Source organism: Branchiibius sp. NY16-3462-2 (assembly GCF_001594145.1).
GTDB lineage: Bacteria > Actinomycetota > Actinomycetes > Actinomycetales > Dermatophilaceae > Branchiibius.
Genome location: NZ_LVCF01000007.1, coordinates 35,321 through 61,298, shown reverse-complemented (window position 1 = coordinate 61,298; position 25,978 = coordinate 35,321). Strand labels below are relative to the sequence as shown.

Sequence of the window (25,978 nt, the reverse complement as noted above, 5' to 3'; positions counted from 1 at the left end):
ACAGATGCGCGGGTTGTAACCCGCGCGTCTGTCGATGACCCGCGCATCTGCGGCTGCGTCCCTTTTGTACGTCGTTGTACGATCGTGTACATGACCGATCCGATCAGTGCCTCCGTGGCGCGACAGACCCTGCCCGCGCAGTTGGATCGCGTCGAGGCGGGGGAGCAGGTGGAGATCACCCGCCATGGCCGGGTCGTCGCGGTCCTGGTCAGTCCGGATCAGGTGCGCACTCGGCGTACGTCGAAGGTGTGGCAGCGCGCCGACGAGATCGGTCGGCAACTTGAGGAAGCTCGGAACCAACCCCTCCGCGACGAGGGAGGGTTGTCGGCTGCGTTTGCGGAGGACCTGATCCGGCAGATCCGGGCAGATCGCGATCGGGACTGATGCCGCCAGTCGTTGCGTTCGACGCAGATGTGGTGATCTACGCGGGAACGCCGAGCCACCGTTGGCGGGCGCCTATTCGCACGGTTATCGAGGATGCCGCGACTGCTTGCGTGGGGTCGGTCCTTCTCCTTCCCGAGACGCTGGCGAAACCGACCCGACTCGATCCCGGCGGTATCGAGGTCGCCGAGATCACCTCATTGCTCGCACAGGTGGAGTTGAGGAGTCTCGACTCCGCGGTGGCACAGCTGGCGGTCGTGTATGGAGCGGACTTCAAACTGCGGGCGGCCGATGCGGTCCATCTGGCGACGGCGGTTGCAGCAGGTGCGGACGCGTTCCTGACCAACAATCGCAAGGACTTCCCGAAGACGATCGAGGAAATCGAGGTCTTCTATCCCGACGACCTGCCGTAGGTGTGGAGACTTGCGCGGGTTAGCAACGGATGCGCGGGTTGTAACCAGCGCATCCGTCGATAACCCGCGCAACTAGGTGCGGCAGTCGCCGATTCGGTCGGTGGGCGCGCCGCTGGTAGCCTTGGATCGCCGTACAACCGGCCGCGGACGCAGAGCGCCCTGGTGGATATGCCCAGGTGCACCGCGCAACCTCACGAGAAGGAGTCGCCCGACTATGCCGTTGGACACCGCCACCAAGGCCAAGATCATTTCCGAATACGGGACCAAAGAGGGCGACACCGGTTCGCCCGAGGTGCAGATCGCGATGCTCACGCAGCGCATCACCGACCTGACCGAGCACTCCCGTCAGCACCCCCACGACCACCACAGCCGGCGCGGCCTGCTGCTCCTGGTCGGCCAGCGCAAGCGCCTGCTGCGCTACCTGGAGGATGTCGACGTCGAGCGTTACCGCTCGCTCATCAAGCGACTGGGTCTGCGTCGCTGAACCAGAGTTACGACCGAGAGGCGGTCACCCACGGGGTGGCCGTCTCTTCGGCGTATGTAGGGAAAGCCCGCGCACAACGATGATGCGCGGTCTGACATAAGAAACAAGAAGAGGAGGGCCCATGGAGGGTCCAGAAATCACCTTCGCTGAAGCCGTCATCGACAACGGCGACTTCGGCACCCGCACGGTCCGGTTCGAGACTGGCCGTCTGGCCAAGCAGGCCGCTGGTGCGGTGCTGTGCTACTTGGACGACGAGACGTCCCTGCTGTCGACAACTGCCGCGGGCAAGCAGCCCAAGGACCAGTTCGACTTCTTCCCCCTGACCGTCGACGTCGAGGAGCGGATGTACGCCGCGGGCAAGATCCCGGGCAGCTTCTTCCGTCGCGAGGGTCGCCCGTCCACGGACGCGATCCTGACCTGCCGTCTGATCGACCGGCCGTTGCGTCCGGCCTTCGTCAAGGGTCTGCGTAACGAGGTGCAGATCGTCATCACGGTCCTGTCCCTCAACCCCGACCACCAGTACGACGTGCTGGCCATCAACGGTGCCTCGGCGTCCACCCAGATCTCGGGTCTGCCGTTCTCCGGTCCGATCGGTGCGACCCGCGTGTCGCTCATCGACGGCCAGTGGGTCGCCTTCCCGAACTTCTCCGACATCGAGCGTTCGACCTTCGACATGGTCGTGGCCGGTCGCATCGTCGGTGACGACGTCGCGATCATGATGGTCGAGGCGGAGTCCACCGAGTCCACCTGGGACCTGGTCAAGAACCAGGGCAAGCAGGCGCCGACCGAAGAGATCGTCGCTCAGGGTCTGGAAGCGGCCAAGAAGTTCATCCGCGTGCTGTGCGAGGCGCAGCAGCAGCTGGCCGCCACCGCCGCCAAGCCGGTGCAGGAGTTCCCGCTGTTCCTGGATTATCAGGACGACGTCTACGCCGCCGTCGAGCGGGTCGGCAACGACCAGGTCGCCGCCGCGTTGACTATCGCTGGCAAGCAGGACCGCGAAGAGAAGCTCGATGAACTCAAGAACGCCCTGAAGGCTGAATTGGCCGGCGAGGGTAAGGAATTCGAGGGTCGCGAGAAGGAAGTTTCCGCGGCCTACCGGTCCTTGCAGAAGAAGCTCGTGCGCGAGCGGATCCTGCGTGACAAGGTCCGCATCGACGGCCGTGGCCTGGCGGACATTCGTGCGCTGTCGGCTGAGGTCGAGGTGCTGCCGCGGGTGCACGGTTCGGCGATCTTCGAGCGCGGCGAGACCCAGATCATGGGTGTCACCACGCTGAACATGCTGCGCATGGAGCAGCAACTGGACACGTTGTCGCCGGTGACGCGCAAGCGCTACATGCACAACTACAACTTCCCGCCGTACTCCACCGGTGAGACCGGCCGCGTGGGTTCGCCCAAGCGGCGCGAGATCGGCCACGGCGCCCTCGCTGAGCGGGCCCTGATGCCGGTGCTGCCGACGCGTGAGGAGTTCCCCTACGCGATCCGTCAGGTCTCCGAGGCGCTCGGCTCGAACGGGTCCACCTCGATGGGTTCGGTCTGCGCCTCCACCCTGTCGCTGCTGAACGCCGGTGTGCCGCTGCGCGCCCCGGTCGCCGGTATCGCGATGGGTCTGGTCTCCGCGCAGCTCGACGGTCAGACGCAGTACGCCGCGCTGACCGACATCCTGGGCGCCGAAGATGCCTTCGGCGACATGGACTTCAAGGTTGCCGGTACCCGCGAGTTCGTCACCGCGATCCAGTTGGACACCAAGCTCGACGGCATTCCCGCCGACGTGCTGGCCGGTGCCCTGACCCAGGCGCGCACCGCCCGCCTGCACATCCTGGACGTGATGAACGAGGCCATCGACGCTCCGGACGAGATGTCGCCGTACGCCCCGCGCGTCATCAGCGTCACCGTCCCGGTCGACAAGATCGGTGAGGTCATCGGCCCGAAGGGCAAGATGATCAACCAGATCCAGGACGACACCGGCGCCGACATCTCCATCGAGGACGACGGCACCATCTACATCGGTGCGACCGACGGCCCCTCGGCCGAGGCGGCGCGGGCCGCGATCAACGCGATCGCCAACCCGCAGATGCCCGAGATCGGCGAGCGTTTCCTGGGCACTGTGGTCAAGACCACGACGTTCGGTGCGTTCGTATCGTTGCTCCCGGGCAAGGACGGCCTTCTGCACATCTCCGAGGTGCGCAAGCTCGTCGGTGGCAAGCGGATCGACGCGGTCGAGGACGTCCTCAAGGTCGGCCAGAAGGTCCAGGTCGAGCTCAAGGAGATCGACCCGCGCGGCAAGCTGTCGCTGGGTGTCGTCGAGGAGAACGCTCCGGCTGACTCCTCTGACGCGCCCGAGGCTCCCGTCGAGTCTGCCTCGGTCGAGTCCTCTGACGTGGATGACGTTGCGGCAGAAGACGCTTCGGATTCCTCCGACGAGCGTGGCGAGCGTCGTCCGCGCAACCGTCGCCGTCGCGGCGGTGGCAACCGCAACCGCAACGAGGGTGAGCAGTCCGGCGCCGAGCCGGTGAGCTCCGACGCTGAGTAACTGATCGACGTACGCCGATCGGCCCGGTTCCCCGAGAAGGGAGCCGGGCCGTTTGGTTCAGTGGGCGTGGGCCGTCAGCGGCGGCGCCGTAGGCTGGGCAGGTGCCTGATGACAACCGTGCGATTCTGACCTGCGCGGTCGGTTTCGAGGATCTGGTGCGAGGAGACCTGATGGAGCAGTACGCCGTCCGGTCCCGTCAGGTGGGCCCTGGCGAAGTTTCCGCCGAGCAACTACCGCCCGTGCTGAACACGATGATCGACACGGTCGCGCTGCCCTGGGACGGAACCCCCGGTCAACTGCAGGCACTCGTAGCCCCACTGGTCGACGATGTCACCGGATTCCGGGTCCAGGTCACCGAGCCAGCCGCGCGCGAGGAGCTGGTGGATTCGGTTGCGGCAGCTACCGGTTGGGTGAACCGACCCGGTGACTGGCAGGTCAACCTGGACCCGGGTCGTGGCCGGGTCGAGCTCGGTCCGCTTGCGTGGGCGGCCCGTTTCGGCCGGATGCGCCGCCTTCCGGCAACGACCCCGCCGACGGTGGCCGCCGGGTTGTTGCGGTTGGCAAAGCTCAAACCCGGCATGAAGTTGCTGGATCCGTGCGGGGGAGTGGCGAGCATCCCGATCATCGACGCGATCGAGCGTCCCGAGGGCCACGGCTGGTCGATCGATGCGGACAATGCCGCGATCGCCGACGCGTCTGCCAACGTGGCTGAACGTGGTCTGACCGCCCGGATCGACGTACGCCGAGGGGACGCCACCGCGCTCGACCTGGCCGATCTGTTCATCGACCGGGTAGTTTCCGATCTACCGTTCGGCAAGAAGGTCGGCACGAACCAGGAGAACCGCATGCTCTACCCAGCGATCCTGAAAGAGGTCGAAAGAGTGCTTGCAGTGGATGGTCGAGCCGTCTTGCTGACCGACGACAAGCGGTTCTTCGAACAGGCAGTCCAGCGGGCGCGCGGGCTGAAGGTCGTCGCCCAGCGGATCGTGCGCTACAACAACGTCACCCCGACCGCCTATGTGTTGCGACGCAGCCGGAAGCCGCGGCGATGACTCGGCCCGTGCTGATCCTGTGCGCCCACGGAACCGCGAATCCGCAAGGACAGCAAGTCGTTTCGGACTTGCATGAGATGGTGCGCGATGCCCGGCCGGATCTGCAGGTCGAACGCGCCTACGTCGATGTGCAGAGTCCGTCAGTCGTCGACGTAGTGGCCCGGTGGGCACCTGATGCACCCCAAGTGGTCGTCGTGCCGGTGCTGCTCGCCACCGGCTACCACGTCCAGGTCGACATCGCCGACGCCGTGGCACCGTTAGAAAACGCCCGCAGCGCAGACCCGCTCGGCCCTGACCCGGTCCTGTCCGAGATCCTGGCCGAGCGCATCGCGGCGGCCGGTCTCCAACGCAATGATGCGCTGGTCGTGGCCGCTGCTGGGTCGAGCCGTCCGGATGCGAAGTACGCGCCCCAGCAAGCGGCTCGCGAGTTGGCCGAGCGGCTGGGCCGGCCGGTGACGGTGGGTTACGGCGCGTCCGCCGAACCGAATGTCCCCGAAGCGGTCCGTGCGGCCCGCGACGGAAACCCGCGGGTCGTCGTCGCGTCGTACCTGCTGGCACCCGGGTACTTCCACGATCAACTGCAGAAAGCGGGCGCCGACGTGGTGACCGAACCGCTGGGTCCGGACCCGCGGCTGGCGGCCCTCATCGTGCGACGGTTCGAGGAAGCACGGTGAAACCGTTCATCCTTCTGGGAGTGCGACCCGAACAGGCCGCCGCAGACGACGAATACGCAGCGTTCGCCCGGTTCACCGGTCTGGGATCTGACCTGCAGCGGCACGCCGTCGACCGCGAACCCTTCACCGGCGATCCGAGCGATTACGCCGGGATCATCATCGGCGGCAGCCCGTTCAACGTCAGCGATGCGGCCAAATCGCCGCAGCAGCAAAGGGCGGAGGACGACCTGGGCCAGGTCGTCGATATCGCTCTGGCAGAACAGATTCCGCTGCTCGGCGCCTGTTACGGATTGGGCCTGATGGCCCGCCGCCGGGGCGGTGTGGTCGACAGCACTTTCGGCGAGCAGATCGCGGCTGTCCCTGTATCCCTCACCGTTGACGGGCGGGCCGACCCCGTCTTCGGCAGCCTGCCGGAGGTGTTCAGCGCCATCGTCGGTCACAAGGAGGCGGTGTCCACGCTGCCTGCGGACGCCGTAATCCTCGCCGGCTCGCCTGCCGCTCCGGTGCAAGCGTTACGGATCGGCCCGGCCGCGTACGGCACCCAGTTCCATCCCGAGCTGGATGCCGACGGCCTGCACGTGCGGATGACGACCTACCGCGACGCGGGGTATTTCGACCCGCAGGAAGCGGACGCGATCATGGCGCTGGCCCGGGCCACCGATGTCACCCATCCGCCCGAGGTACTGCGGCGGTTCGTGGAATTCGCGCGGGCGTTCAGTCCTGCTTGAACCGGTGGGCGAAACGCGGATCGTCCAGCCACCAGGGCCGATCGGTCTCGGGCTCATCCGGATCGTCGCTCACCGGCCGCGTCGCATCAAGGACCAGATCCACCTGCGCGGCCTGACGCTCGTCGTGCCGCATCCACTGTGCGAACAGCACCGCGATCATGGGCAATCCGATCGACTCGGCCGTTGCCAGTAGTGCACCGCCAGCCCACTTCTGCTGCAGGTGCGGATCCGCACCGGCCCGTGCGAAACCAGGAAAGCGCGGCATCAGCAACGTCGTCATCGTCATGACCACGATGCCCGGGATCGCGTCGATCAGTCCGTCGCCCAACGCGATCAACGTCCGCACCGGCGGTGTCGCCCAGTCGGGCAGCACGCCTTCCTCCAGGAGCGGGAGCGAGAAGACCAGACCGACGATCAGCATGTGCAGCACCAGCACCACGCCGATGACACCGGAATCCAGCGCCGCCTGGCCGTACCCGGTCAGGAACACCGCGAGAATGCCTGCGGCATCGACGATCACAGCCAGCAGCGGGAACGTCACGATGCGCGCGAGCCGCCCGGTGAACAGGTGCTGCCAGCCCAGCAGCCGCACTGGATCGCCCATCGCGAGACCCACCGGAGTGAGGGTGCCCAGCACCGCGACGTGCAGGGCGAACATCCACAGGTACGTCGATCGCAGAGCCCCGATCGGACCGCACGTCGCGTAGAGCAGACTGCCGATCCCGAGCAGCAGGTAGGTAGCGACACGCCACGCCGGCCACGGCATCCCGGCACGGTGGGCACGGACCAAGCCCGCGGCGTACGTGATGGTCAACAACACGGCCACCACAACGCCGACGGCCCCCACCGCGTCGAGTGACCAGGAGGTCAGCCAAGCGGAGGGGGCCGGTGCGTTCACGGCGGTGATTATCGTCCAGCCAGCTGGGATTCCTTCCCAGCATCGACCGCCGGCTCCGGCGCAGTGTCATCGTGCACGTACTTCTTGCCGCGCATCAGACTGGCACCGGCAGCGATCAGCATCATGATCGCGGCACTGATGAAGACCACCACCAGACCGTCGTGGAACGGGCCGGACATCAGGTGCGGGAAGAACTCCTTGCCGGTCAACGTGTCGACGTTGCCGCTCGGCAGGTGGTGCAGCACCCCGGTCGGACCGAGCAGGGACTCGATCGGGTTGTAGCCGAGGAAGGCAGCGAACAGCATCGCGACCGGCGGCAGCGCGGCGATGCCACCCGCGATCGCCTCGGGCACGCCCTGGCCGGTCAGACCGGAGTGCATCGCCTCGGGCAACGAACCGGACAGGCCCACGATCATCAGCGAGAAGAAGATGCCGATGGACAGCGACGTGCCGGCGTTGAAGAACGTCGCGCGCATCCCGGAGGCGACCCCACGCTGGTTGGCGGGCACGCTGTTCATGATCGCGGTCGTGTTGGGTGCGGAGAACATGCCCGAGCCGATCCCGTTGAGGAAGAGCAGCAACGCGAACACCGGGTAGGAGAAGTTCACCGGGATCAGGATCAGACCGATGAAGGTCACCGCGTTCAGCAGCAGCCCGCCGCTGGCGAAGGCCCGCGCGCCGAAGCGGTCGGACAGGAAGCCCGACGCCGGCCCGGCGATCAGGAAGCCAACGGTCAACGGCAGCAGGTAGATTCCGGCCCACAGAGGCGTGGACTCGTAGTCGTAACCGTGCAGCGGCAACCAGATGCCCTGCAGCCAGATGATCAGCATGAACTGCATCCCACCGCGGCCGATGGAGGCCAGCAGACCGGCCAGGTTGCCGGCGCTGAACGCCTTGATCTTGAACAGGGACATCGAGAACATCGGGTCGCTGCTCTTGGACTCGATGATGCAGAACGCGACCAGCAGCAGCGCGCCGCCGATGAGTCCGAGGAGCACCCACGGGTTGGTCCAGCCCATCAGGTGACCGCCGTAGGGCTGGATGCCGTAGGTGATCGCCACCAGGATCGCGGTCAGGCCGATACCGAAGGTGAGGTTGCCGGGGACGTCGAGTTTGCCGCGGCGGGTGGTGCCCAACTCGTGCAGGGAGGCGTAGGCCCAGATGGTTCCGGCGATGCCGATCGGCACGCTGACCAGGAAGATGGCGCGCCAGTGCCATTCGGACAGCACACCGCCGATGATCAGGCCGAGGAAGGATCCGGCGATGGCCGACACCTGGTTGATCCCGAGGGCCATTCCGCGCTGGTGCGCGGGGAAGGCGTCGGTCAGGATGGCCGCCGAGTTGGCCATCAGCATGGCGCCGCCGATGCCCTGGATGATGCGCCCGATGATCAGCCACATCGCGCCGGCCGAACCGTCGAACGGACACAGGAACAGCGCCAGCGAGGCGAGGGTGAAGACCACGAAGCCGAGGTTGTAGATCTTGACCCGGCCGTACATGTCGCCGAGGCGGCCCAGGGTGACCACGAGCACGGCGGAGACGACCAGGAAGCCCATCAGCATCCACAGCAGGTAGCTGACGTTGCCCTGGTCGAGGGGGTTGAGGTTGATGCCGCGGAAGATGGCCGGCAGCGAGATGATCACGATCGAGGAGTTGATCGTGGCCATCAGGATGCCCAGCGTGGTGTTGGACAGGGCGATCCATTTGTAATGGGGATGGTCGGCCTCATAGCGACGCCGCCGACCGCGCTGCTGCTGGTCGGTCTCGGCCTCACCGGGCTCGGTAATCGGTTCTGGGGGTACGGCGCTCACAGAAGTCTTTCGTTGCTCGGGGGTCGCCAGGGACGCCGGTGTCCCATCGCGAGAAAGTTAGCTTAGGTAATCAATATAGAACCTATGCTCCACTCCCGGCAACCCGGCCCCCGTACGCTGGCGCCTGTGACGAAGACCAAAGTTGCAGTGATCGGGGCGCAGGGCCGGATGGGGACCGAGGCCGTCGGAGCAGTGGGTTCAGCGGCCGATCTGGAGCTGGCCGGGGCGTTCGACAAGGACGACGCGCTGGGTGACCTCGGCGGGGCAACGGTTGCGGTGATCCTGTCGGTGCCCGACGCGGCGCCGGAGAACGTCGCGTATTGCATCGAGCGCGGCGTGCACTGCGTGGTCGGGACCACCGGCTGGACCGACGAACGCCTGGACGCCGTGCGCGCCCAGTTGGCGGACCATCCCGGGGTCGGCGTGCTGATCGCCCCCAACTTCGCGATCGGTGCCCTGCTGGCGCTGGAGTTCGCCCGCCGGGCCGCGCCCTACTACGAATCGGTCGAGGTCATCGAGCAACACCACCCGGACAAGGTGGACGCTCCTTCGGGTACGGCGGCGCGCACCGCCCGCGTGCTGGCGGCCGCCCGCGCCGAGGCCGGGTTGGGTGACGTCCCCGACGCCACGACCTCGGACCCGCTGGGCGCCCGGGGTGCCCGCGTGGACGGGATCCCGGTGCACGCCGTACGTCTGCGCGGTCGGGTCGCCCACGAGGAGATCCTCTTCGGCGGACCGGGGGAGGCACTCACCATCCGGCACGACTCGTTCGACCGGGCCTCGTTCATGCCCGGTGTCCTGGCCGGAGTCCGGGCCGTCGCCGACCACCCGGGTCTGACCGTCGGGCTCGAGCACTATCTGGACCTCTGAGCCATGGCGACCCTCGATGACGTACGCCGCGTGCTGGCCGACCTGCCGGGCGTCACCGAGATCGAGAACGGCTGGGGCGCATTGTGTTGGCGGACCAAGGCGGGGCAGATCGCGTGGGTGCGCGCGGCCAATCAGTCCGATCTGGACCAACTCGCCGAACTGGGGCAGGCCTGGCCGGACGGCACGGTGATCGCCGTGCGGGTCGCGTCATTGGACGAGCGGGCGGCGCTGATCGATGAGGATCCGGACGTCTTCTTCACGATCCCGCACTTCCGCTCCTGGCCCTCGGCCCTGCTGGTGCTCGACCGCATCGATCCCGAGCGGTTGGAGGAAGTGCTGCTCGACGGCTGGATCCTGCGGGTGCCGAAACGCGTGTCGAAGGCGTGGCTGAGTGAGCACGGGTTCGACGAGTGAAGCTCGCACTCATCGAGAACGACCCGGACAGCGGCCCGGGGCGGCTTACCGACTGGCTGCCCGGTGCGACGGTCCTGCGGGCGCACGCCGGCGAAAAGGTACCAACAGCAACGGATTTCGACGGTTTCGTGCTTCTCGGCGGCGGCTTCATGCCGGATGCCGACCACGAGGCGCCGTGGCTGCCGGCCGAGCGGGACCTGATCAACGCGGCCGTTGCGACCGGGACACCGCTGCTCGGGATCTGCCTGGGTGCTCAGCTACTGGCCCACACCTGCGGCGGTGCGGTCCGGTCGGCGTACGGGTTACCCGAGAAGGGGGTGACGCCGTTGCGGGTCAGTCCCGCAGCGGCCGGCGACGCGGTCTTCGGCGGGTTGCCCGGCGAGGTGCGCGCGGTCGAGAGTCACCAGGACCAGATCACGGCGCTGCCGCCGGACGCGGTCTGGTTGATGTCCTCACAGCGGGTGCCGCACCAGGCGTTCCGGGTCGGCAGTGCGGCCTGGGGTGTGCAGTTCCACCCGGAGGCGTCAGGGCAGCGGGTGCAGAGCTGGTCGGACGACTCGATCCGGTCACGCGGTTTCGATCCGGATCAGGTGCGGGCCGAAGCCGCAAGTGCCGCAGACGAACTCGAGGACACCTGGTCGGCGTGGTTCGCGCGGTTCGTTGACCTGTGCGTCACTCGCCAAGGGTTGCGCTGAGCCGGACCTCGCGGGTGGTGCGTCCGTCGGCGTCAATCTCCCGGTCCCGCCAGGCCCCGTCGGGAGCCAGCCCGGCCGCGGTCAGGAAGGCCCGCAACTGCTCGTCGGTGGCGGGGATCCACACCTCGACCGCGACGGCGTTGCCCTCCTTCAGCAGGTCGGCGACCGCGTTCAACAGCCTTGAGCCGTGGCCCTGTTCGCGTGCGGCAGGGCGCACCCCGAAGAGGCTCAGCTCGGCGACGCCGTGCTCCGTGCTCGGGACGACCGCCGCGAGCCCCACGACCTGCGCCCGCTCGTCGGAGGCCAGGAGCAGGAAGTGTTCGTTGCTGGGCGGGTTGGTCAGCGACGTGCGCCACCCGTCGGCGAAGGCCTGCGGCGTCATCGCCTCCAGCACCTCGGCAGCGAGCAGCTCGCCGTACGCCGATCGGAACAGATCCGCCTGCGCCTCGCCGATCGCGTCGGCGTCCTGGGGTCCCGCTAACCGCACGGATGCATCAGCCATCAGGTGAACACCGTTGGGGTATCGACAGGTTCGAACGCAGCATCGACCAGGGGACGGTGCGTGACAACGATCGGCAGGCGCATCGTCTCCGAGCGGGTGAACCACCCGACCTGCGTGACCTCGTCGGACAGCCCGGCCTCGTCGTCGGTGCTGGCCCGGAAGCAGACCCCGAAGACCTGGTTGCGCCGGCCGTCGGCGTAGACGATGACCGCGTCGGGGTCGGCATAGACCGCCAGGACCGAGTCGATCCGCACCTGCAGACCGGTCTCCTCCGCTGCTTCGCGCGCCGCCGCCTGCGCCCAGGTCTCACCGGCGTCGACGCCTCCGCCGGGCAGACACCACAAGCCGTTGTCCTCGCGGCGGGTGAGCAGCACACGGCCGTCGCGCATGATCGCGCAGCTGGCGCCGACCTTCTTGTCGGCGCCGGCGGCTGCCCACGGTGCGCGGATGACCTGCGTGCGCGGGCGGGTCCGTTCGTAGGTCCGGACGATGAAGCCCGGGTGATCCTCCTTCGAAACCTGTTGCCAGGCAGGGTCTTTGGCGATCGGCCAGCCGGGGAACGAGGTGTCTCCCTCGGCGGCGAACGGGATGTCGGTGAGGACCAGGCGGTCGGCGTACGGCAGGAATTGCTCGTAGACCTTCGAGCCGCCGGCGATGAAGATGTCCCGCTCCTGGCTGAGCAGCAGCACGTCGTCCACACTGTGCGCGACGGTCACGCCGCGCGCGGTCCACTGCGGATCGGAGGTCAGCACCACCATCTTGCGGCCGGGCAGCACACCCACCGATTCGAAGGTCGTGCGCCCCATCACCAGGGGATAACCCATGGTCGTCTTCTTGAAGTGCGCCATCTCGCCGGGCACCTTCCAGGGCATGCCACCGGCGCGACCGATGATGCCGTTGCGAGCAACGGCGGCAATCAAGGAGATCGTCATCAGACTGCGATCGGGGCCTTGATCGTCGGAGCGGCGACGTAGTCCTCCAGGGTGATGTCCGCCAGATCGAACTCGTCGATCGCTCGCCGCGCCGGATTGAGCCGCAGGGTCGGTAGTGGGCCGGGCTGCCGGGTCAGTTGCAACCGGGCCTGCTCGATGTGGTTGCTGTAGAGGTGGGCGTCGCCCAGGGTGTGCACGAACTCACCGGGGACCAGATCGGTCACCTGGGCGACCATGTGCGTCAGCAGGGCGTAGGAGGCGATATTGAACGGCACCCCGAGGAAGACGTCCGCCGAGCGCTGGTAGAGCTGGCAGGACAGCCGACGCTGACCGGTCGCGTCGGCGGGCGCCACGTAGAACTGGAACATCGTGTGGCACGGCGGAAGCGCCATCTGGTCGACCTCGGCGACGTTCCAGGCGGAGACGATCAGCCTTCGGGAGTCGGGGTTGGTGCGGATCGCCTCGATGACGTTGGCGATCTGGTCGACGGTGTCACCGGACGGCGTCGGCCAGGAGCGCCACTGGTGGCCGTAGACCGGGCCGAGGTCACCGGACTCATCGGCCCATTCGTCCCAGATGCTAATGCCCCGCTCGTGCAACCAGGCCACGTTGGTGTCGCCACGCAGGAACCACAGCAACTCGCCGATGATCGAGCGCAGGTGCAGCTTCTTGGTGGTCAGCGCCGGGAAACCGTCCGCGAGGTCGAACCGCATCTGATAGCCGAAGGTGGACAGGGTCCCGGTGCCGGTCCGGTCCTCCTTGGCCTGGCCGTGCTCGAGGACGTGATTCAGCAGATCGAGGTATTGCCGCACGAGGGCAACCCTAGCGGCGGACCCCGACTACACCGAGAACGCAGGACAGCAGTAGCCCAAAGTGTTACCGGCCCAGGGGCGTGATCCAGAACATATTTGAAACTTTGAGTAACACTGGGAAGACCCTGCACGATGTACCTGGTGATCGCGTTGTCACCCGGACCCCCGAGCGGGTGACAACGCGATTTCATAACTCCCGGTCCGGCGCCCGCGCCGACGGATCGATTTTCTTGCGATTGCGCCCGCCCGCACGGCAGGATCCGGGGCTGGCTGGCACCGACTCCGCACGACTTGCGGCGAACCCCGCGAACGGCGGGATAGCGCGGATTCCGGCCTCGTGGAGCACCGGTCACCGCGCACTAATCTGGCCTCATGACTGACACTCCGTTCGGGCGCATGATCACCGCGATGGTCACGCCCATGACCGACGACGGCGACCTGGATCTCGACGGGGTGCAGAAGCTGGCCAGTTACCTGGCCGACAACGGACATGACGGCCTGGTGGTCAACGGCACGACGGGGGAGTCGGCGACCACTACTGACGAAGAGAATGTGGAGACCGTCCGGGCGGTCGTCGAGGCCGTCGGCGACCGCGTCAGGATCACTGCCGGTGTCGGCACCAACGACACCCGGCACTCGGTTGCCGCCGCCAACGCCCTCGTCGCCGCGGGAGCGCACAACGCACTGGTCGTCACGCCGTACTACAACAAGCCGCCGCAGGCCGGCATCGTCGAGCACGTGCGAGCGATCGCCCAGGCGGCCGACGTGCCCGTCATGCTCTACGACATCCCCGGGCGCACCGGAATGCCCCTGGCCAGTGACACGATCAGGGCGCTCGCTGAGATCCCGCAGGTCCGGGCCCTGAAGGACGCCAAAGCCGACCTCTACGCCGCCAGCCAGTTGATGGCCGAGACCGACCTGCTGTGGTACTCCGGCGACGACGTGCTCGCGCTGCCCTGGCTGGCGATCGGCGCGGTCGGCCACGTGGCCGTGACCGGACACGTCGCGGGCAACCAGTTCCGCGCGATGATCGAGGCCGTCGACCGAGGCGACCTGGCCACGGCCCGTGCGATCCACACCGCCCTGATCCCGGCCATGAACGCGATCATGACCGTCACCCAGGGCGCGATCATGGCCAAGGCCGCGTTGAAGCAACTCGGCGTGATCAACTCCGACTTCTGCCGGTTGCCTCTGCTGCCCGCCAACCAGGAGCAGCACGACCTGTTGCGTACGGCGCTCGCGGCCTCCGGTTTGTCCTGACCCTCTGGCGTCCCAGGGGATAGGGCACGATAGAGCGGTGAGCCATCCGCACCCCGAACTGACCCTGCCACCCCCACTTGCCCGCGACGGCGTCCGGGTGGTCGCCCTCGGTGGACTGGGCGAGGTGGGCCGCAACATGACCGTCGTCGAGTACGACGGCCGGTTGCTGATCGTCGACTGCGGCGTGCTCTTCCCCGAGGATCATCCGGGCGTCGACCTGATCCTGCCGGACTTCGAGTACATCGAGAGCCGCCTCGATGACGTCGAGGCCATCATCCTGACCCACGGCCACGAGGACCACATCGGTGCGGTGCCCTACCTGCTGCGCCTGAAGCCGGACATCCCGTTGATCGGATCGACGCTGACCCTCGCCCTGATCGAGGCGAAGCTCAAGGAGCACCGGATCACGCCGTACACCATGGGAGTTCGCGAAGGACAACGCGAGAAGCTGGGCAACTTCGACTGCGAGTTCGTCGCCGTCAACCACTCGATCCCGGACGCGCTCGCGGTCTTCATCCGTACCCCGGGCGGCAGCCTGCTGTGCACCGGCGACTTCAAGATGGACCAGTTGCCGCTGGACGGGCGGATCACCGACCTGCGGGCGTTCGCGCGGATGGGCGAGGAGGGGGTCGATCTGTTCCTGACCGACTCCACCAACGCCGAGGTCCCGGGCTTCACCACCCCGGAGAAGAGCATCACCCCGGCCATCGAGCAGGTCTTCCAGCAGGCTGAACGCCGCATCATCGTGGCCTGCTTCTCCTCCCACGTGCACCGCGTGCAGCAGGTCCTGGACGCGGCGCAGAAGCACGGCCGCAAGGTCGCCATGGTCGGCCGGTCGATGGTGCGCAACATGGGCATCGCTGCCGACCTGGGCTACCTACACGTGCCGGACGGCGTGCTGGTCGATGCCAAGAAGCTCGACAAGTTCGAGGACAACAAGATCGTCCTGATCTGCACCGGGTCGCAGGGTGAGCCGATGGCGGCGCTGTCGCGGATGGCTAACCGCGACCACAACATCGACGTCGGCCCCGGCGACACCGTCCTGATGGCTTCGTCGCTGATCCCCGGCAACGAGAACGCCGTCTACCGCGTCATCAACGGCCTGATGCGCTTGGGCGCCAAGGTGGTTCATAAGGGCAACGCGCTGGTGCACGTGTCGGGGCACGCGTCGGCGGGGGAGTTGCTCTACTGCTACAACATCGTCAAACCCAGGAACGTGCTGCCGATCCACGGCGAGTGGCGCCACCTTGAGGCCAACGGTGAACTGGCCGTGGCCACGGGTGTCCCGCGCGAACAGGTCCTGCTGGCCGAGAACGGTGTGGTCGTGGATCTGGTGCGCGGGAAGGCGGCGATCACCGGCGCCGTGCCCTGTGGCTACGTCTACGTCGACGGCTCGTTGGTGGGTACGACGGACGAGACCTTGCTCAAGGATCGCCGGATCCTGCGCGACGAGGGTTTCGTGACGATCATCGTGGTGCGCGATGCCGCATCGGGCAAGATCGCGGCCGGTCCGGAGATCCAGACCCGTGGGTTCGCCGAGGACGAAGCGGTCTTCGACCAGGTGCGACCCAAGGTCGAGCAGGCGCTCGAAGAGGCCCGGGCCAAGGGCATCACGGACACCTACCAGTTGCAGCAGATCATCCGGCGCACGGTGGGTGGTTTCGTCGGTGGCAAACTGCGCCGCCGGCCGATGATCATCCCGATCGTCATCGACGCCTGAGTTTCGCCCTAGAGGAGCAGGTGGGCGGCCGCGACGCAGCTCAGGGCGACCAGCCAGCTGACGAAGCTGCCGACCAGGAAGTACTCGGTCACCGCATCGATGCCGACACCCTGGGTCTCGGTGCGATCCCGGCGGACCGTCAGCTCAGGGAACCGCAGGAGCCCTTTGGCGGCGATCACGATGCCGGCCGCGGTCACCTGACCGGCCAGTGCCAACCCGAGGATGAACACCCGCTCCATCGGCCCGAGCAGCCGCCCTCCGCGTAGCGTGTCGGACGGTTGGGGCTGACCCGGCGGCCGGATCGCACCGATCGCGCGCAGGATCAACCGCACGATGACGTTCCCCGTGCTCAACTGGACCAGGAACAGACCGATGATGAGGGCGGCTCCGTCGACGCCGACCCGGTCCAGCCCCGGGATCGCTGCGCGATCGGCCCAGTGTGCGAGCACGCCGCCTACCGGCGGTCCGGCGTTCCAGCACAGCAGGAGCACTGCCAGCCCCAGCGCGAGCGCGGTGAACGCGAAGGCGGGATGCGGCGTACCCGAATCACCCGGAGCGGACAGCACCTGCCAGAGCACACACGTCAGCGCACCCACGATCAGCAGCGGTATCGCTGCGCCGTGGGCATCGGTCAGCACACCGAGGACCAGCACCACGACGGGCCCGACCAGGAGCCGGGCACCGCGGACCGGACCGGCGCCGTGGGTCAGATCCGCAATGCCGATCGCGATCAGGGTGATGGCGAAACTGGTCACGAACCGATGGTGCCAGGGGCCACCGACAGCCTCGCCCAGACCGCGTAGTGATCAGTGCCGCCGACCTGGTCCACCCCGGAGGCGACGACCGGCGAAGGCTTGCCGGGCACCCGCACCAGGATGTGGTCCAGCTGGATGAAGGGCGGGATCCGGGACTCGTTGGGCCAGGTCCGCACCCAGCCGGCGCCCGTGGCACGCAGGCTGTCGGTCATGGTGTCCGCGATGCCGCGAAATCCCGGCATCGCGCTCGAGGCGTTGAAATCGCCTGCCATCACGATGGTTTCGGTAGTCGGTTGGGCCTGCCGCCACCGCTGGAGGGTTGCCAGCTGCTCACGCCACAACGGAGTGTTGCGGCCGATCGGCGCATAGGTGTGGACCGCGTGGAGCAGATAGCTGTGGCTCGCCTCGACGGTGACGATGGGCTGGTAGAAACCGGCACCGTCGACGCCCAGGCCGCGCAACGTCAACGGGTGGCGACTGAGCACCATGGTGCCCGCGTAGGGGTAGGCGGTGCGCCCCTCGCGGTGGGGCAGGAGGGCGGACAGGCCGGCCCGGTCGAGGCCGGCCAACCCGTCGGCAGTCACCTCGGCAAGGACCAGGGTGTCGACGTGGTGCTCATTGACCAGATGGATCAGAGTGGCCGGATCCGCACCGCCCGCCCGCATGTTGGAGAACATCAGGATCTCGTCAGAGTCCGCTGCGGCGATCGTGTCCGATCGGACGGCGCCTGCGGCCAGGGCGAGCGGTAGAAGGGCGACGACACAGGCGGCGACTGCGAACCGGCAGCGCCGGGTGACGGCGGCTGCCACCAGGGCGGTCAGTGCCAGCGCGACGGCGACACAGCCGGCGATCGGGAAGGCCGACTGGACCACCGGGAGGTGCCACCGGGTGGTGTCCAGCCAACGGGTCGCCAGCGCGCCGGCGGTCAACGCCAGGACCAGCCAGCCCAGAGCGGTGATCGCGGAGCGCACGGCGACCTTCATTCGGTACAGATGAAGCTAGGGACTTCATTTCCGGAAAATAAAGTCATATCCTTCATTCATGACAGGGGCAGTCGTCGCGACGCTGATCGGTGATCTCGTGGGCTCCCGAGGGGAAACCGACCGTCGTGCTTTGCACGATCGTCTCACTGCGGCGCTCGCAGAAGGCGCCGACGCGCTCGGCGGGGATCTCGTCGCGACGGCGCCTCTGCAGATCCAGGCGGGAGATGAGTTCCAGGGCGGCTTCCGCACCATCGGTGCCGCGCTGCATGCGGCCCTGCTCATCCGGATGGATCTGCGCGTCGGGCGGCCGGATGCCGACCTGCGCTGCGGGCTGGGTTGGGGCCACGTCCAGGTGCTCGATCGGCGTACCGGTGTCCAGGACGGTCCCGGCTGGTGGGCGGCCCGGGACGCGATCGTCGAGGCCGAGCGGTTGGAGCGTGCCCCATCCAGCCGCACGGTGCGCACGATCGCCCGCCTGGGGCCGGACCAGGAGCAACTGCAGGACGCGGTCAACGCTGCGCTGGCCACCCGCGATCATCTGCTGGCCCGGCTCGACGACCGGTCCCTGCGCATCCTGCACCGGATGTTGCGCCAGGAGACTAAACGGCAGATCGCGCAGGCCGAGGGGATTTCGGCGTCGGCGGTCAGTCAGCGCGCCTCGCGGGACGGTCTGGACGCGATCGTGCGCGACGCCGCCCTCTTGCGGGGGATCTGACTGCAGCCGACGAACGGTGGATAGGTCACCGGGTGTGCAGGCGCCCGCCGTAGGGTGTGACCCGTTCAGTTCTCCAGCCACCGACCCGTGATGGGACCGCATCGTGAAGATGGCGGAGTGATGAAGCGCATCCTCACCGCTGTGACGCTTGCCGGGCTCGCTCTGGCTATAGGCACGCCCAGCGCCCGCGCAGATGACACCTCGGACCTGATCGCTGCCGCCCGCGCCAAGGCCGCCCGGACACCAGGGCTGGGCAACCCGACAGCGGACTTCGAGCGGGCGACCGCCTACGGCCTGGCGGGGGTCTACCGGAGGTATCAACACGGTGTTGTTGCCGCGACGACGGGTGGCGCCTTCGTCGTGGGCTCGGGGATCCAGTCGGGTTGGGTGCCCTCGTGGGGTTGGCCGACCCAGGACACCCAAAAGGTCACCCGGATCAACGGATACACCGGTTTTGCCCAGGCCCTGGCCCGACCTTCCCAGACCCCGTCCACTGCGGCCGCCTACCGAACGATCACCGGATCGGCGTACGTCGTGGGCGGACCCATGTTCGCCCGCTTCACTGCCCTGGGCGGTCTGACGGGCGCCGGGTGGCCGACCGGTACCGAGACGCCGCTGGCGCGTTGCGCGACCACCGTTCAGCCCTTCACCAGGACGGGCAATCTGACGCCGGACAGCAGATGGTGCCCGGCCGCGCCGTACGCCAATCCCTATCTCGCCCAGGCCGGTAGCGGGGCTGGCAACGTGCAATACCCCGGATACAACGGCACCGCGGTCTATCTGATGCAGCGCGCGATCGGCATGGACCCGGGCAAGATCACGGACCGGTGGGGGACAAAGACCCAGGCGGCGCTGGATGCCTTCATGAAGAAGGGCGGCTATCCGCCGGTCACGAAGCTGGACGCCACGGTATGGAGTCGGCTGCGATCGCCGAGCCCGTTCAATGTCTCGACCTGGGTTGCCCCGTTGGGAGCCGGACCGAGCGCGAGTCGCGCCCAACACGTTGCTGCCGCAATTGAATTCGCCAGATCAAACCTGGGCACCGACTACCTGTGGGGCGGCACCGGCAATCCCGGGAGGTCGGTGGGGTACGACTGCGCCGGGCTCGTGCTGCAGGCGTACCGCGCCGGCGGCGTTGACCTCACCAAGGTCTCGAACTGGTACGACCAGTACCCGCCGAGCGACCTGTCCAACCAGCTGTTGCACGACGACGAGTTGCAGCCGGTGACGGCCTTGAGGTCATTGCTGCCCGGTGACCTGCTCTTCAGCGGGACCTACGATCGCGACGGCGCCGGCCATGCTCGCCACGTGATGATGTACATCGGCAACGGGATGACGATCCAGGCGATTCACGCCGGAGTCAGCTACGTCCCGCTCTACACCAAGGGACGCCTCTTCACCGGGGGCTGGCCCTATCTGGTGGGCATTCGTCGGCCGGTCGCGAGTGCGCAGGTCAGGGGTACGGCGCGCGCGGCCGCCGCATCGATGGCCGCGGCCGGTCTCCGGTCACCCCTGGCATCCGTGCCGCAGGCTGCGAACGCGACGTACTGGGCGCTCAACTCCTGGGCAGTCGCGCTGCCGCAGCAACCATCCGGACCCTTGGAACGACCCGGGTGGCAGCGGGTCACCGCCGGCTCCCGGGTTAACGCCACAGGCGGGACGCTGATCTTCGCCGGCGCCGGAGCGGCCGTCGGCATCGTTCCGAGTGCCCGCGGCAGTTATCGGGTCCCCGCTGGCGCCGAGGTGGCGCTGCTGGTGTCGCCCTCCGATGGTGCGGGTGTCGAACCCGGATCGCCGGTGTATGCGACCTCGGCAGGTTGACGGCGTCAACATTGGCGCTGCCGCTGGCCGCGCCCAGGCTGTGCCTCATGAGCATCGATACAGATACGGCGCCGCGGGCGCCTCGCGGACTGGCTGGCCTGATCGTGGCGGACACCGGGGTCGGTGACGTCCGTGGGCAGGAGGGGTTCTTCCACTATCGCCAGTACGACGCCACCCAGGTCGCGCGGCACCGCACCTTCGAGGACGCCTGGCATCTGGTCCTGCGAGGCACGCTCCCGGCGACACGGCAGGAGTCTCTGGAGTGGGGTGACACGATTCGGGCCGCTGCGGAAGTGACTGCATCAGTGCGTGATTCGCTCCTCGAGACAATCCGGGCGAGTTCCTCGGGTACACCGTTGGCCGATCTGCGCACGGCCCTGTCGGCACTCGGCGCGCTGACCCACGACCGGCCGCTGTGGGATCTGGCGACGGCCGAGCGGGAGTCGGCGGCGCTGCGTGTCGCAGCCGGCCTGCCCTGGCTGGTGGCCGCATGTCACGCGGTCGCCCGTGGTGAGCAGCCGCGCGATCCGCGGCCGGATCTGGGCTACGTCGGCAACTATCTGTGGTTGGTGACCGGAGCGGATCCGACGCCGCAGCAGGTGTGGGCCCTGAGCCGCTACCTGATCCTGACGATTGACCACGGCTTCAACAATTCGACCTTCACCGCGCGCACGGTCGCCTCCACCGGCGCCGACACCACTGCCTGCGTCGTGGCGGCCCTCGGCTCTCTGTCCGGCCCGCTGCACGGCGGTGCACCGAGCCGGGCGCTCGATGCGCTGGACGCGATCGGCACCGCCGACCGGGCGGCCGTCTGGGCGAGGGCCCAACTCGCCGCGGGGGACCGGGTGATGGGCTTCGGCCACGCGATCTACCGAGGGCTGGATCCTCGCTCGGAGCTGCTGCGCGAGACGGCAGCCGAATTAGGTGGTGACACAGCGCAATTGGCGATCGCTGCCGAGAACGAAGTCGTGGCGGTACTGGACGAAGCCAAACCGGGGCGCATGTTGCGGGCCAACGTGGAGTACTACGCGGGGGTCGTGATGGATGCGTGCGGCCTGGACCGGACGTTGTTCACACCGACCTTTGCCGTGAGCCGGGTGGTGGGGTGGACGGCGCACATCCTCGAACAGGCTGCGGACACCAAGATCATCCGACCGTCGTCGCGTTACTGCGGTCCGGCCGCTCCGGTGCCGGTGCCGGGATCGCCGATGTAGTCCGCCTGCGGCCGGAACCGCAGCGGCTGTCCCTGTTCCTCCATGGCGTGTGCTGCGAATCCCGCCAGGCGCGCGATCAGGAAGATCACCTCGCCGGCCCACCGTTCCGCGCCGGCGGCGATGCTCAGTGCGGCCAGCGCCAGGTCGACGTTCGGCGCAGCGCCATGCACTCGGCGTACGGCGATGGTCAGGTCGTCGACGCGCCGCACCACCTGGGGCGCCCACGGTTCCATCGTCGCGATGAGTGCGTCGAATCGCGGATCGGTGTCGCGGTAGACCAGGTGACCGAAACCGGCTGGCACCTGGGCGAGTTCGGGTCTCACGATCAGGGCGTCGTACGCCGCGCCGGAGGCCGCCCCATGCGCCGGTCCGGCCAGCGCGGCAGCACCGGCGAGCAGCACGTGGTACGGATCGGCGCGGGTGCCCGCGGTGGCGCGGGCCACCACCGTCGAGGTGGCCAGTTCATGGTCGGCGAGCAGGATCAACGCTGCGTTCAACGTGCTGATCCGCTGCGGATCCGGCTGCTGGGCAGTGAGTTTCGGCCACAGCTGCTCCGCAATGGTTCCGGTGGACTCGGTGCCTATCACCGGTAGCGATGCCACGGCGGCGTTGATGGAGCGCCGCGCCGCGGTGGGGAAGTCGTCGTGGCGACCGAGACCGGTACTGAGGATGGCCGCCCGGATGCGGTCGCCGGAGGGCACCTCACGCGGATCGATCGCTTCGGCCATCAGCGGCCAGGTTGTGGAATCGTCAGTGCCCCAGAGGATTTCAGCGGCATCCTCGAAGCGCTCGGTCGCCGCAAGTTGGGCGACGTCCCGCCCGCGGTAGAACAACCGGCCCGCGGGGTCGATCCGGGTGATCTGGGTCTGGACCGCGAGCTCGAACGTCCCCGCGCGGGTCCGCTTCCGGCGCTGCACCAGGCCGGCAACTGCATTGCGGTCGAATCGTGAACCCCGCGAGCGAGGTTGGCCCGGCAGCGGCGAGAGGATGCCGCGACTGACGTACGCATAGATCGTGGACACCTGGACACCGAGCAGGTCAGCGGCCTGCTGGGTATCCACGGTGTCGCTCACCCAGCCAGGTTAGGACCCGGCCTGGCGTAGGGCGTCGCGCACCTGCCGCTGCGCCTCCTCCAGTGCCGCGAGGACGGTCTGGCGTAGTTGCGGGGTGGTGTGCTTGCCGGTCGCGGCCTTGCGGACCGCTTTGCTCAGATCCCGCAGGCTCCGTTCGATAGCCGCGATCTCCGGGCCGGAGCCGGAGAACCCCTGCCACGCGGGCGATTCCATCTTGTTCGCACCGGGCACGGTGGTTGCCGTCCGTCGCGCTTCCCGTGCCGCCGCCTTCAACTCCGCCCGCAGGTCTGTGGCGCTGCCGTGGACCCGAGCCCGCACCTCATCGGCCAGTTCCCGGGCCGACCGTTCAAGGTCAGCCTGGAGTTCACCCAGGTCCTCCTTGCGGTCGCGCACCTCCTTGCGCCCGGCCTCGGTGATGACGTACGTCGCTTTCCGGCCGTCGTCGGTCCGCGACACCAGGCCTTCCTCCTCGAGCTTGGCCAGGCGCGGATAGACCGTGCCAGCGCTCGGGGTGTACAGCCCGCCGAAGCGTTCCTCCAGGTCCCGGATGATGTCGTAGCCGTGCCGCGGACCCTGGTCGAGCAGGGCCAACAGGTAGAGCCGTAGCTGGCCGTGTTGGAAGATCGGTGTCATTGCTCGACCGCCTGTGCTCGCATCACGACGACGTCGCCGGACACTGAACTCGCCTTGATCCGTAGCGTGGGATTTCCCTCCGACAGCCGGCCGCCACCACGCGTGCCGGGGTTGCCGATGCGCTGCCCGTCCACGATCGCGGCACCGCTGAGACTGCTCAACTGCACGTCGAAGCCGTCGGCGTCGGGCACACGGACCAGCACATCACCGGAGACCGCGGTCGAGGAGATCGAGGTCTTGGCGCTGAGCAGGTCCAGGGTGATGTCGCCGGAGACGGTGTTGAGTTTGACCGGGTCGATCCGGCTGCGATGCACCGTGATGTTGCCGGAGACGCCGTTGGCCTTCAGGGAGCCGACCAGGCCGTGCAGCTCGATCGTCCCTGAGACGGTGTTGACGTCGACCGCGTCGGTGATGTGGTCGAGTGTGATGCCGCCGCTGACGGTGTTGATCTTCGCCGGTCGGGTCAGGCCGCTGGCCAGCACCTGCGCGGAAACCGTGTTCAGTTTCGCAGTGACGCCCTCGGGGACAGCGATCGAGATGCGGGCCCGGTCCTGCGCTGCTGATGAACCGAGACGTTTGAGCGTCTCCCAGATGTTCTCGCCCTCGACCTTGAGGTGCGTGACCTTCAGCGTGTTTCCGTCCCAGGTCACCTGCAGCGGTCGACCGCGCAATTCGTGGACCTCGAGGGTCGCACCGGCCGCGTCGCCGTGGGTGACGACATCGACCTGGCCGCCGACGATCGACACCGACACGGTGCGAACGGTCGCGGGCCCGTCGTCGCCGATCTTCAGGGTTTGCGGCTCACGGATCTCCCAGGCCTGCATCTACCTCTCCCATCACGATATATCGCGTTGTCGAGAACACGTTATATCGCGAGTGAGGAAGGTCGCAAGAGCCAACCCGGCTGGGGAGAGGGCGAAGGGCAGGCGGGTGGTGTCGGTCTGTATGGGTGCTACCAGGGGCGGGGCTGGCTCAGGTCCCGCGGGTCGCCGATCGCTTCCCAGCCCTGACCGGGCACATGGCGGTAGGGCAGGGCGGAGCCGGAGGTGACCAATCGGCGTACGCCGGCGATCAAGCGGTCCACGTGATCCACGGTCGTGGCCAGGCCGAGGCTCGCGCGCACGGCAGCGGCGCTCTGCCCCACCACGGCGTCGCACAACAGGTGCGCACAGAAGCGTCCGTCGCGCACCGCGATGCCGTCCTCATCCGAAAGCACTTGCGAGACTAGCGAACTGTCCCAGCCATCGACGGTGAAGGTGACCACGCCGACGTTCGGCCGGTCCGGTCCGAGGGCCGACACGATGCGGACGCCGGGGATGTCGCCCAGGCCGGAGCGCAGACGCGCGGCCAGGGCCTCCTCGTGCCGGTCGATGGCCTCGCGGTGCCGGGTCAGCGTGGCGCAGGCGGCCGCGATGGCGATGGCGCCGAGGGCGTTCGGGGTGCCGCCCTCGTGTCGGGCCGGACCGGTCTGCCACCGGATGCCGTCATCGGACACGGTGTGCGTGGCGCCACCGGCGGGCAAATACGGTTCGGCGGCGTCGAGCCAGTCTGCCCGGCCGACCAGGGCGCCGGCGCCGTACGGGGCGTACATCTTGTGACCGGAGAACGCGATCCAGTCCGCTCCGAGGTCATCCAGGTCGACCGCTTGGTGCGGCACCAATTGGGCGCCGTCGACGACCACCCGGGCATCGAACGCGGCTGCGACAGAGGCGAGTTCGCGGACCGGCCACACTTCACCGGTGACGTTGCACGCGCCCGTCAGGACCACCAGCTTGGGGGCGGACGGGTCGGCAGTCGCGAGCGCTGTCTGCAGCAGATCCACTGCATCCGCGACGCTGGTCGGCACCCGCAGGGCCGTGGTGCGCCCGGCCGGCCACGGCAGCAACGCCGCGTGGTGCGCCGACTGCCAGGCGAAGACCAGCGCGTCGCTCGGCAACGCGTGCGCGAGCAGTCGCAGTGCGTCGGTGGTGTTGCGCGTGAAGATCACTTCGTCGTCAGGCCGGGCACCGACGAACCGGCCGACCTCGGCGCGAGCTTCCTCGAACCAGCCGGTGGTGACGCGGCTGGCGAATCCGGCGCCGCGGTGCACCGAGCCATAGGTGGGGCTGACCTTGTCGACGGTCTCCTTGACGGCGACCAGTGCGGGCGTGGTCGCGCCGTGGTCGAAGTTTGCGATGTCCACGACTGTGCGATGCACCGTGGGTACGCCGATCTCGTGCGCCACCGTGCACGGCAGACCGGCCGCGGTGAGACCGCCGCGACCACGGCGCGGCAGATCGGTGACGATGCTCAACCGGCGGGCGCTGGGGTGCTCGGGATGGGGGACGGCGGTCGGCGCCTGGTCGGGGAAGCCGGTGCTCGGCGTACGGGTGATGCTCGTGACGGTGCTGGTGATGCTCATAGCTACGCTCCTCGTCGGTCCAAGGGACCAGCGAGCGCGCCGAAGGAGGCGAGCGGAGAACTGGTCCGCGCTTGCCGTCACGCTGTTTGCGATCCGGCCGGGTCGTCACCCGGAGCACCCCACCGCGGAAGGAGGGTTGCCGCTCAGTCAGCCGGGGCTTACGACTGAGACTCTTGACCTGGCCAAAACTGTAGCAGCGCGGACCCG

General features: G+C 68.0%; 26 protein-coding genes and 1 riboswitch. Of the genes, 15 read left to right on the top strand and 11 right to left on the bottom strand.

Annotated elements, in window-relative coordinates:
• Window positions 1-90 precede the first annotated feature (90 nt).
• From AZH51_RS04730 to AZH51_RS04700, 7 genes are all read left to right on the top strand, one after another.
• Window positions 91-384 (top strand): type II toxin-antitoxin system Phd/YefM family antitoxin, encoded by a 294-nt coding sequence (locus AZH51_RS04730; protein WP_291521866.1) that lies wholly within the window; start codon window positions 91-93, stop codon window positions 382-384.
• Complete coding sequence (locus AZH51_RS04725) at window positions 384-794, top strand: PIN domain-containing protein (protein WP_291521864.1); 411 nt, start codon at window positions 384-386, stop codon at window positions 792-794. Before AZH51_RS04730 ends, AZH51_RS04725 begins: the two co-directional genes overlap by 1 nt.
• 214 nt (window positions 795-1,008) lie before the next feature.
• Complete coding sequence (gene rpsO, locus AZH51_RS04720) at window positions 1,009-1,278, top strand: 30S ribosomal protein S15 (RefSeq protein WP_109684141.1); 270 nt, start codon at window positions 1,009-1,011, stop codon at window positions 1,276-1,278.
• A 121-nt stretch (window positions 1,279-1,399) separates the two neighbouring features.
• Entirely contained in the window at window positions 1,400-3,808 is a 2,409-nt protein-coding gene (locus AZH51_RS04715) for a polyribonucleotide nucleotidyltransferase (protein ID WP_291521859.1), read from the top strand.
• Window positions 3,809-3,909: 101 nt separating this feature from the next.
• Entirely contained in the window at window positions 3,910-4,860 is a 951-nt protein-coding gene (locus AZH51_RS04710) for a hypothetical protein (protein ID WP_291521858.1), read from the top strand.
• Window positions 4,857-5,534: a sirohydrochlorin chelatase gene (locus tag AZH51_RS04705; protein ID WP_291521856.1), complete on the top strand. Its 678-nt coding sequence runs from the start codon at window positions 4,857-4,859 to the stop codon at window positions 5,532-5,534. The genes AZH51_RS04710 and AZH51_RS04705 overlap by 4 nt, the downstream gene beginning before the upstream one ends.
• Window positions 5,531-6,262, top strand: coding sequence for a glutamine amidotransferase (locus tag AZH51_RS04700; protein WP_291521854.1), 732 nt, complete (start codon window positions 5,531-5,533; stop codon window positions 6,260-6,262). Before AZH51_RS04705 ends, AZH51_RS04700 begins: the two co-directional genes overlap by 4 nt.
• Here AZH51_RS04700 and AZH51_RS04695 read toward each other — a convergent pair.
• Window positions 6,249-7,160, bottom strand: a complete 912-nt coding sequence (locus tag AZH51_RS04695; protein ID WP_291521852.1) for a cytochrome c oxidase assembly protein — start codon at window positions 7,158-7,160, stop codon at window positions 6,249-6,251. The genes AZH51_RS04700 and AZH51_RS04695 overlap by 14 nt on opposite strands.
• 8 nt (window positions 7,161-7,168) lie before the next feature.
• Window positions 7,169-8,971, bottom strand: coding sequence for an MFS transporter (locus tag AZH51_RS04690; protein WP_291521850.1), 1,803 nt, complete (start codon window positions 8,969-8,971; stop codon window positions 7,169-7,171).
• A 126-nt stretch (window positions 8,972-9,097) separates the two neighbouring features.
• On the opposite strand from AZH51_RS04690, the gene dapB reads away from it, so the two are divergent.
• Genes dapB through AZH51_RS04675 form a run of 3 tightly spaced genes read left to right on the top strand, consistent with a single transcriptional unit; the run spans window position 9,098 to window position 10,950 of the window.
• Complete coding sequence (gene dapB, locus AZH51_RS04685) at window positions 9,098-9,841, top strand: 4-hydroxy-tetrahydrodipicolinate reductase (RefSeq protein ID WP_291521848.1); 744 nt, start codon at window positions 9,098-9,100, stop codon at window positions 9,839-9,841.
• Window positions 9,842-9,844: 3 nt separating this feature from the next.
• Window positions 9,845-10,255 carry a hypothetical protein gene (locus AZH51_RS04680; RefSeq protein WP_291521846.1) on the top strand — a complete coding sequence of 137 codons (411 nt, stop codon included), beginning with the start codon at window positions 9,845-9,847 and terminating at the stop codon, window positions 10,253-10,255.
• The gene (locus AZH51_RS04675) at window positions 10,252-10,950 is read left to right on the top strand and encodes a type 1 glutamine amidotransferase (protein WP_291521845.1); all 699 of its coding nucleotides are present in this window, start codon (window positions 10,252-10,254) and stop codon (window positions 10,948-10,950) included. The genes AZH51_RS04680 and AZH51_RS04675 overlap by 4 nt, the downstream gene beginning before the upstream one ends.
• Here AZH51_RS04675 and AZH51_RS04670 read toward each other — a convergent pair.
• From AZH51_RS04670 to AZH51_RS04660, 3 genes are read right to left on the bottom strand one after another with little or no spacing between them, the layout of a single operon-like run.
• The gene (locus AZH51_RS04670) at window positions 10,928-11,452 is read right to left on the bottom strand and encodes a GNAT family N-acetyltransferase (protein ID WP_291521843.1); all 525 of its coding nucleotides are present in this window, start codon (window positions 11,450-11,452) and stop codon (window positions 10,928-10,930) included. The genes AZH51_RS04675 and AZH51_RS04670 overlap by 23 nt on opposite strands.
• On the bottom strand, window positions 11,452-12,384 hold the full coding sequence (locus tag AZH51_RS04665) for a dihydrofolate reductase (protein ID WP_291521840.1): 933 nt from the start codon (window positions 12,382-12,384) through the stop codon (window positions 11,452-11,454). The genes AZH51_RS04670 and AZH51_RS04665 overlap by 1 nt, the downstream gene beginning before the upstream one ends.
• Window positions 12,384-13,196 carry a thymidylate synthase gene (locus AZH51_RS04660; protein ID WP_291521838.1) on the bottom strand — a complete coding sequence of 271 codons (813 nt, stop codon included), beginning with the start codon at window positions 13,194-13,196 and terminating at the stop codon, window positions 12,384-12,386. The genes AZH51_RS04665 and AZH51_RS04660 overlap by 1 nt, the downstream gene beginning before the upstream one ends.
• Window positions 13,197-13,568: 372 nt before the next feature.
• Here AZH51_RS04660 and dapA point away from each other — a divergent pair, with 372 nt between their 5' ends.
• Both dapA and AZH51_RS04650 read left to right on the top strand, forming a co-directional pair.
• On the top strand, window positions 13,569-14,456 hold the full coding sequence (gene dapA / locus AZH51_RS04655; RefSeq protein ID WP_291521836.1) for a 4-hydroxy-tetrahydrodipicolinate synthase: 888 nt from the start codon (window positions 13,569-13,571) through the stop codon (window positions 14,454-14,456).
• 37 nt (window positions 14,457-14,493) lie between these two features.
• The gene (locus tag AZH51_RS04650) at window positions 14,494-16,176 is read left to right on the top strand and encodes a ribonuclease J (protein WP_291521834.1); all 1,683 of its coding nucleotides are present in this window, start codon (window positions 14,494-14,496) and stop codon (window positions 16,174-16,176) included.
• Between the two features lie 8 nt (window positions 16,177-16,184).
• Here AZH51_RS04650 and AZH51_RS04645 read toward each other — a convergent pair whose 3' ends face one another.
• Together AZH51_RS04645 and AZH51_RS04640 are read right to left on the bottom strand one after the other, a co-directional pair.
• Entirely contained in the window at window positions 16,185-16,931 is a 747-nt protein-coding gene (locus AZH51_RS04645; protein ID WP_291521832.1) for a hypothetical protein, read from the bottom strand.
• Window positions 16,928-17,914, bottom strand: a complete 987-nt coding sequence (locus AZH51_RS04640) for an endonuclease/exonuclease/phosphatase family protein (RefSeq protein WP_291521830.1) — start codon at window positions 17,912-17,914, stop codon at window positions 16,928-16,930. The genes AZH51_RS04645 and AZH51_RS04640 overlap by 4 nt, the downstream gene beginning before the upstream one ends.
• Window positions 17,915-17,972: 58 nt before the next feature.
• On the opposite strand from AZH51_RS04640, the gene AZH51_RS04635 reads away from it, so the two are divergent.
• The 3 genes from AZH51_RS04635 (at window position 17,973) to AZH51_RS04625 (ending at window position 21,664) form a co-directional block, all read left to right on the top strand.
• Window positions 17,973-18,629 (top strand): SatD family protein, encoded by a 657-nt coding sequence (locus AZH51_RS04635; RefSeq protein WP_291521828.1) that lies wholly within the window; start codon window positions 17,973-17,975, stop codon window positions 18,627-18,629.
• 120 nt (window positions 18,630-18,749) lie between these two features.
• Window positions 18,750-20,450: an NlpC/P60 family protein gene (locus tag AZH51_RS04630; RefSeq protein ID WP_291521826.1), complete on the top strand. Its 1,701-nt coding sequence runs from the start codon at window positions 18,750-18,752 to the stop codon at window positions 20,448-20,450.
• 47 nt (window positions 20,451-20,497) lie between these two features.
• Window positions 20,498-21,664: a citrate/2-methylcitrate synthase gene (locus tag AZH51_RS04625; protein WP_291521824.1), complete on the top strand. Its 1,167-nt coding sequence runs from the start codon at window positions 20,498-20,500 to the stop codon at window positions 21,662-21,664.
• Here AZH51_RS04625 and AZH51_RS04620 read toward each other — a convergent pair.
• From AZH51_RS04620 to AZH51_RS04605, 4 genes are all read right to left on the bottom strand, one after another.
• The gene (locus AZH51_RS04620; RefSeq protein ID WP_291521822.1) at window positions 21,616-22,737 is read right to left on the bottom strand and encodes a citrate synthase; all 1,122 of its coding nucleotides are present in this window, start codon (window positions 22,735-22,737) and stop codon (window positions 21,616-21,618) included. The genes AZH51_RS04625 and AZH51_RS04620 overlap by 49 nt on opposite strands.
• Window positions 22,738-22,746: 9 nt before the next feature.
• A complete protein-coding gene (locus tag AZH51_RS04615) occupies window positions 22,747-23,370 on the bottom strand; it encodes a PadR family transcriptional regulator (RefSeq protein WP_291521819.1) in 624 nt (207 codons plus the stop codon).
• Complete coding sequence (locus tag AZH51_RS04610) at window positions 23,367-24,194, bottom strand: DUF4097 family beta strand repeat-containing protein (RefSeq protein WP_291521817.1); 828 nt, start codon at window positions 24,192-24,194, stop codon at window positions 23,367-23,369. The genes AZH51_RS04615 and AZH51_RS04610 overlap by 4 nt, the downstream gene beginning before the upstream one ends.
• Window positions 24,195-24,322: 128 nt before the next feature.
• Window positions 24,323-25,771 (bottom strand): aminotransferase class V-fold PLP-dependent enzyme, encoded by a 1,449-nt coding sequence (locus AZH51_RS04605; protein ID WP_291521815.1) that lies wholly within the window; start codon window positions 25,769-25,771, stop codon window positions 24,323-24,325.
• A 62-nt stretch (window positions 25,772-25,833) separates the two neighbouring features.
• Window positions 25,834-25,950: riboswitch (SAM riboswitch) on the bottom strand.
• Between the last annotated feature and the right edge of the window lie 28 nt (window positions 25,951-25,978).

What these genes read in the sequence shown, in the direction of transcription:
- dapA (WP_291521836.1), top strand. Translation starts at nt 13,569, where the DNA reads ATGACTGACACTCCGTTCGGGCGCATGATCACCGCGATGGTCACGCCC.
- AZH51_RS04680 (WP_291521846.1), top strand. Translation starts at nt 9,845, where the DNA reads ATGGCGACCCTCGATGACGTACGCCGCGTGCTGGCCGACCTGCCGGGC.
- AZH51_RS04715 (WP_291521859.1), top strand. Translation starts at nt 1,400, where the DNA reads ATGGAGGGTCCAGAAATCACCTTCGCTGAAGCCGTCATCGACAACGGC.
- AZH51_RS04630 (WP_291521826.1), top strand. Translation starts at nt 18,750, where the DNA reads ATGAAGCGCATCCTCACCGCTGTGACGCTTGCCGGGCTCGCTCTGGCT.
- rpsO (WP_109684141.1), top strand. Translation starts at nt 1,009, where the DNA reads ATGCCGTTGGACACCGCCACCAAGGCCAAGATCATTTCCGAATACGGG.
- AZH51_RS04615 (WP_291521819.1), bottom strand. Translation starts at nt 23,370, where the DNA reads ATGACACCGATCTTCCAACACGGCCAGCTACGGCTCTACCTGTTGGCC.
- AZH51_RS04730 (WP_291521866.1), top strand. Translation starts at nt 91, where the DNA reads ATGACCGATCCGATCAGTGCCTCCGTGGCGCGACAGACCCTGCCCGCG.
- AZH51_RS04725 (WP_291521864.1), top strand. Translation starts at nt 384, where the DNA reads ATGCCGCCAGTCGTTGCGTTCGACGCAGATGTGGTGATCTACGCGGGA.
- AZH51_RS04640 (WP_291521830.1), bottom strand. Translation starts at nt 17,914, where the DNA reads ATGAAGGTCGCCGTGCGCTCCGCGATCACCGCTCTGGGCTGGCTGGTC.
- AZH51_RS04635 (WP_291521828.1), top strand. Translation starts at nt 17,973, where the DNA reads ATGACAGGGGCAGTCGTCGCGACGCTGATCGGTGATCTCGTGGGCTCC.
- AZH51_RS04670 (WP_291521843.1), bottom strand. Translation starts at nt 11,452, where the DNA reads ATGGCTGATGCATCCGTGCGGTTAGCGGGACCCCAGGACGCCGACGCG.
- AZH51_RS04605 (WP_291521815.1), bottom strand. Translation starts at nt 25,771, where the DNA reads ATGAGCATCACCAGCACCGTCACGAGCATCACCCGTACGCCGAGCACC.
- AZH51_RS04625 (WP_291521824.1), top strand. Translation starts at nt 20,498, where the DNA reads ATGAGCATCGATACAGATACGGCGCCGCGGGCGCCTCGCGGACTGGCT.
- AZH51_RS04705 (WP_291521856.1), top strand. Translation starts at nt 4,857, where the DNA reads ATGACTCGGCCCGTGCTGATCCTGTGCGCCCACGGAACCGCGAATCCG.
- AZH51_RS04665 (WP_291521840.1), bottom strand. Translation starts at nt 12,384, where the DNA reads ATGACGATCTCCTTGATTGCCGCCGTTGCTCGCAACGGCATCATCGGT.
- AZH51_RS04610 (WP_291521817.1), bottom strand. Translation starts at nt 24,194, where the DNA reads ATGCAGGCCTGGGAGATCCGTGAGCCGCAAACCCTGAAGATCGGCGAC.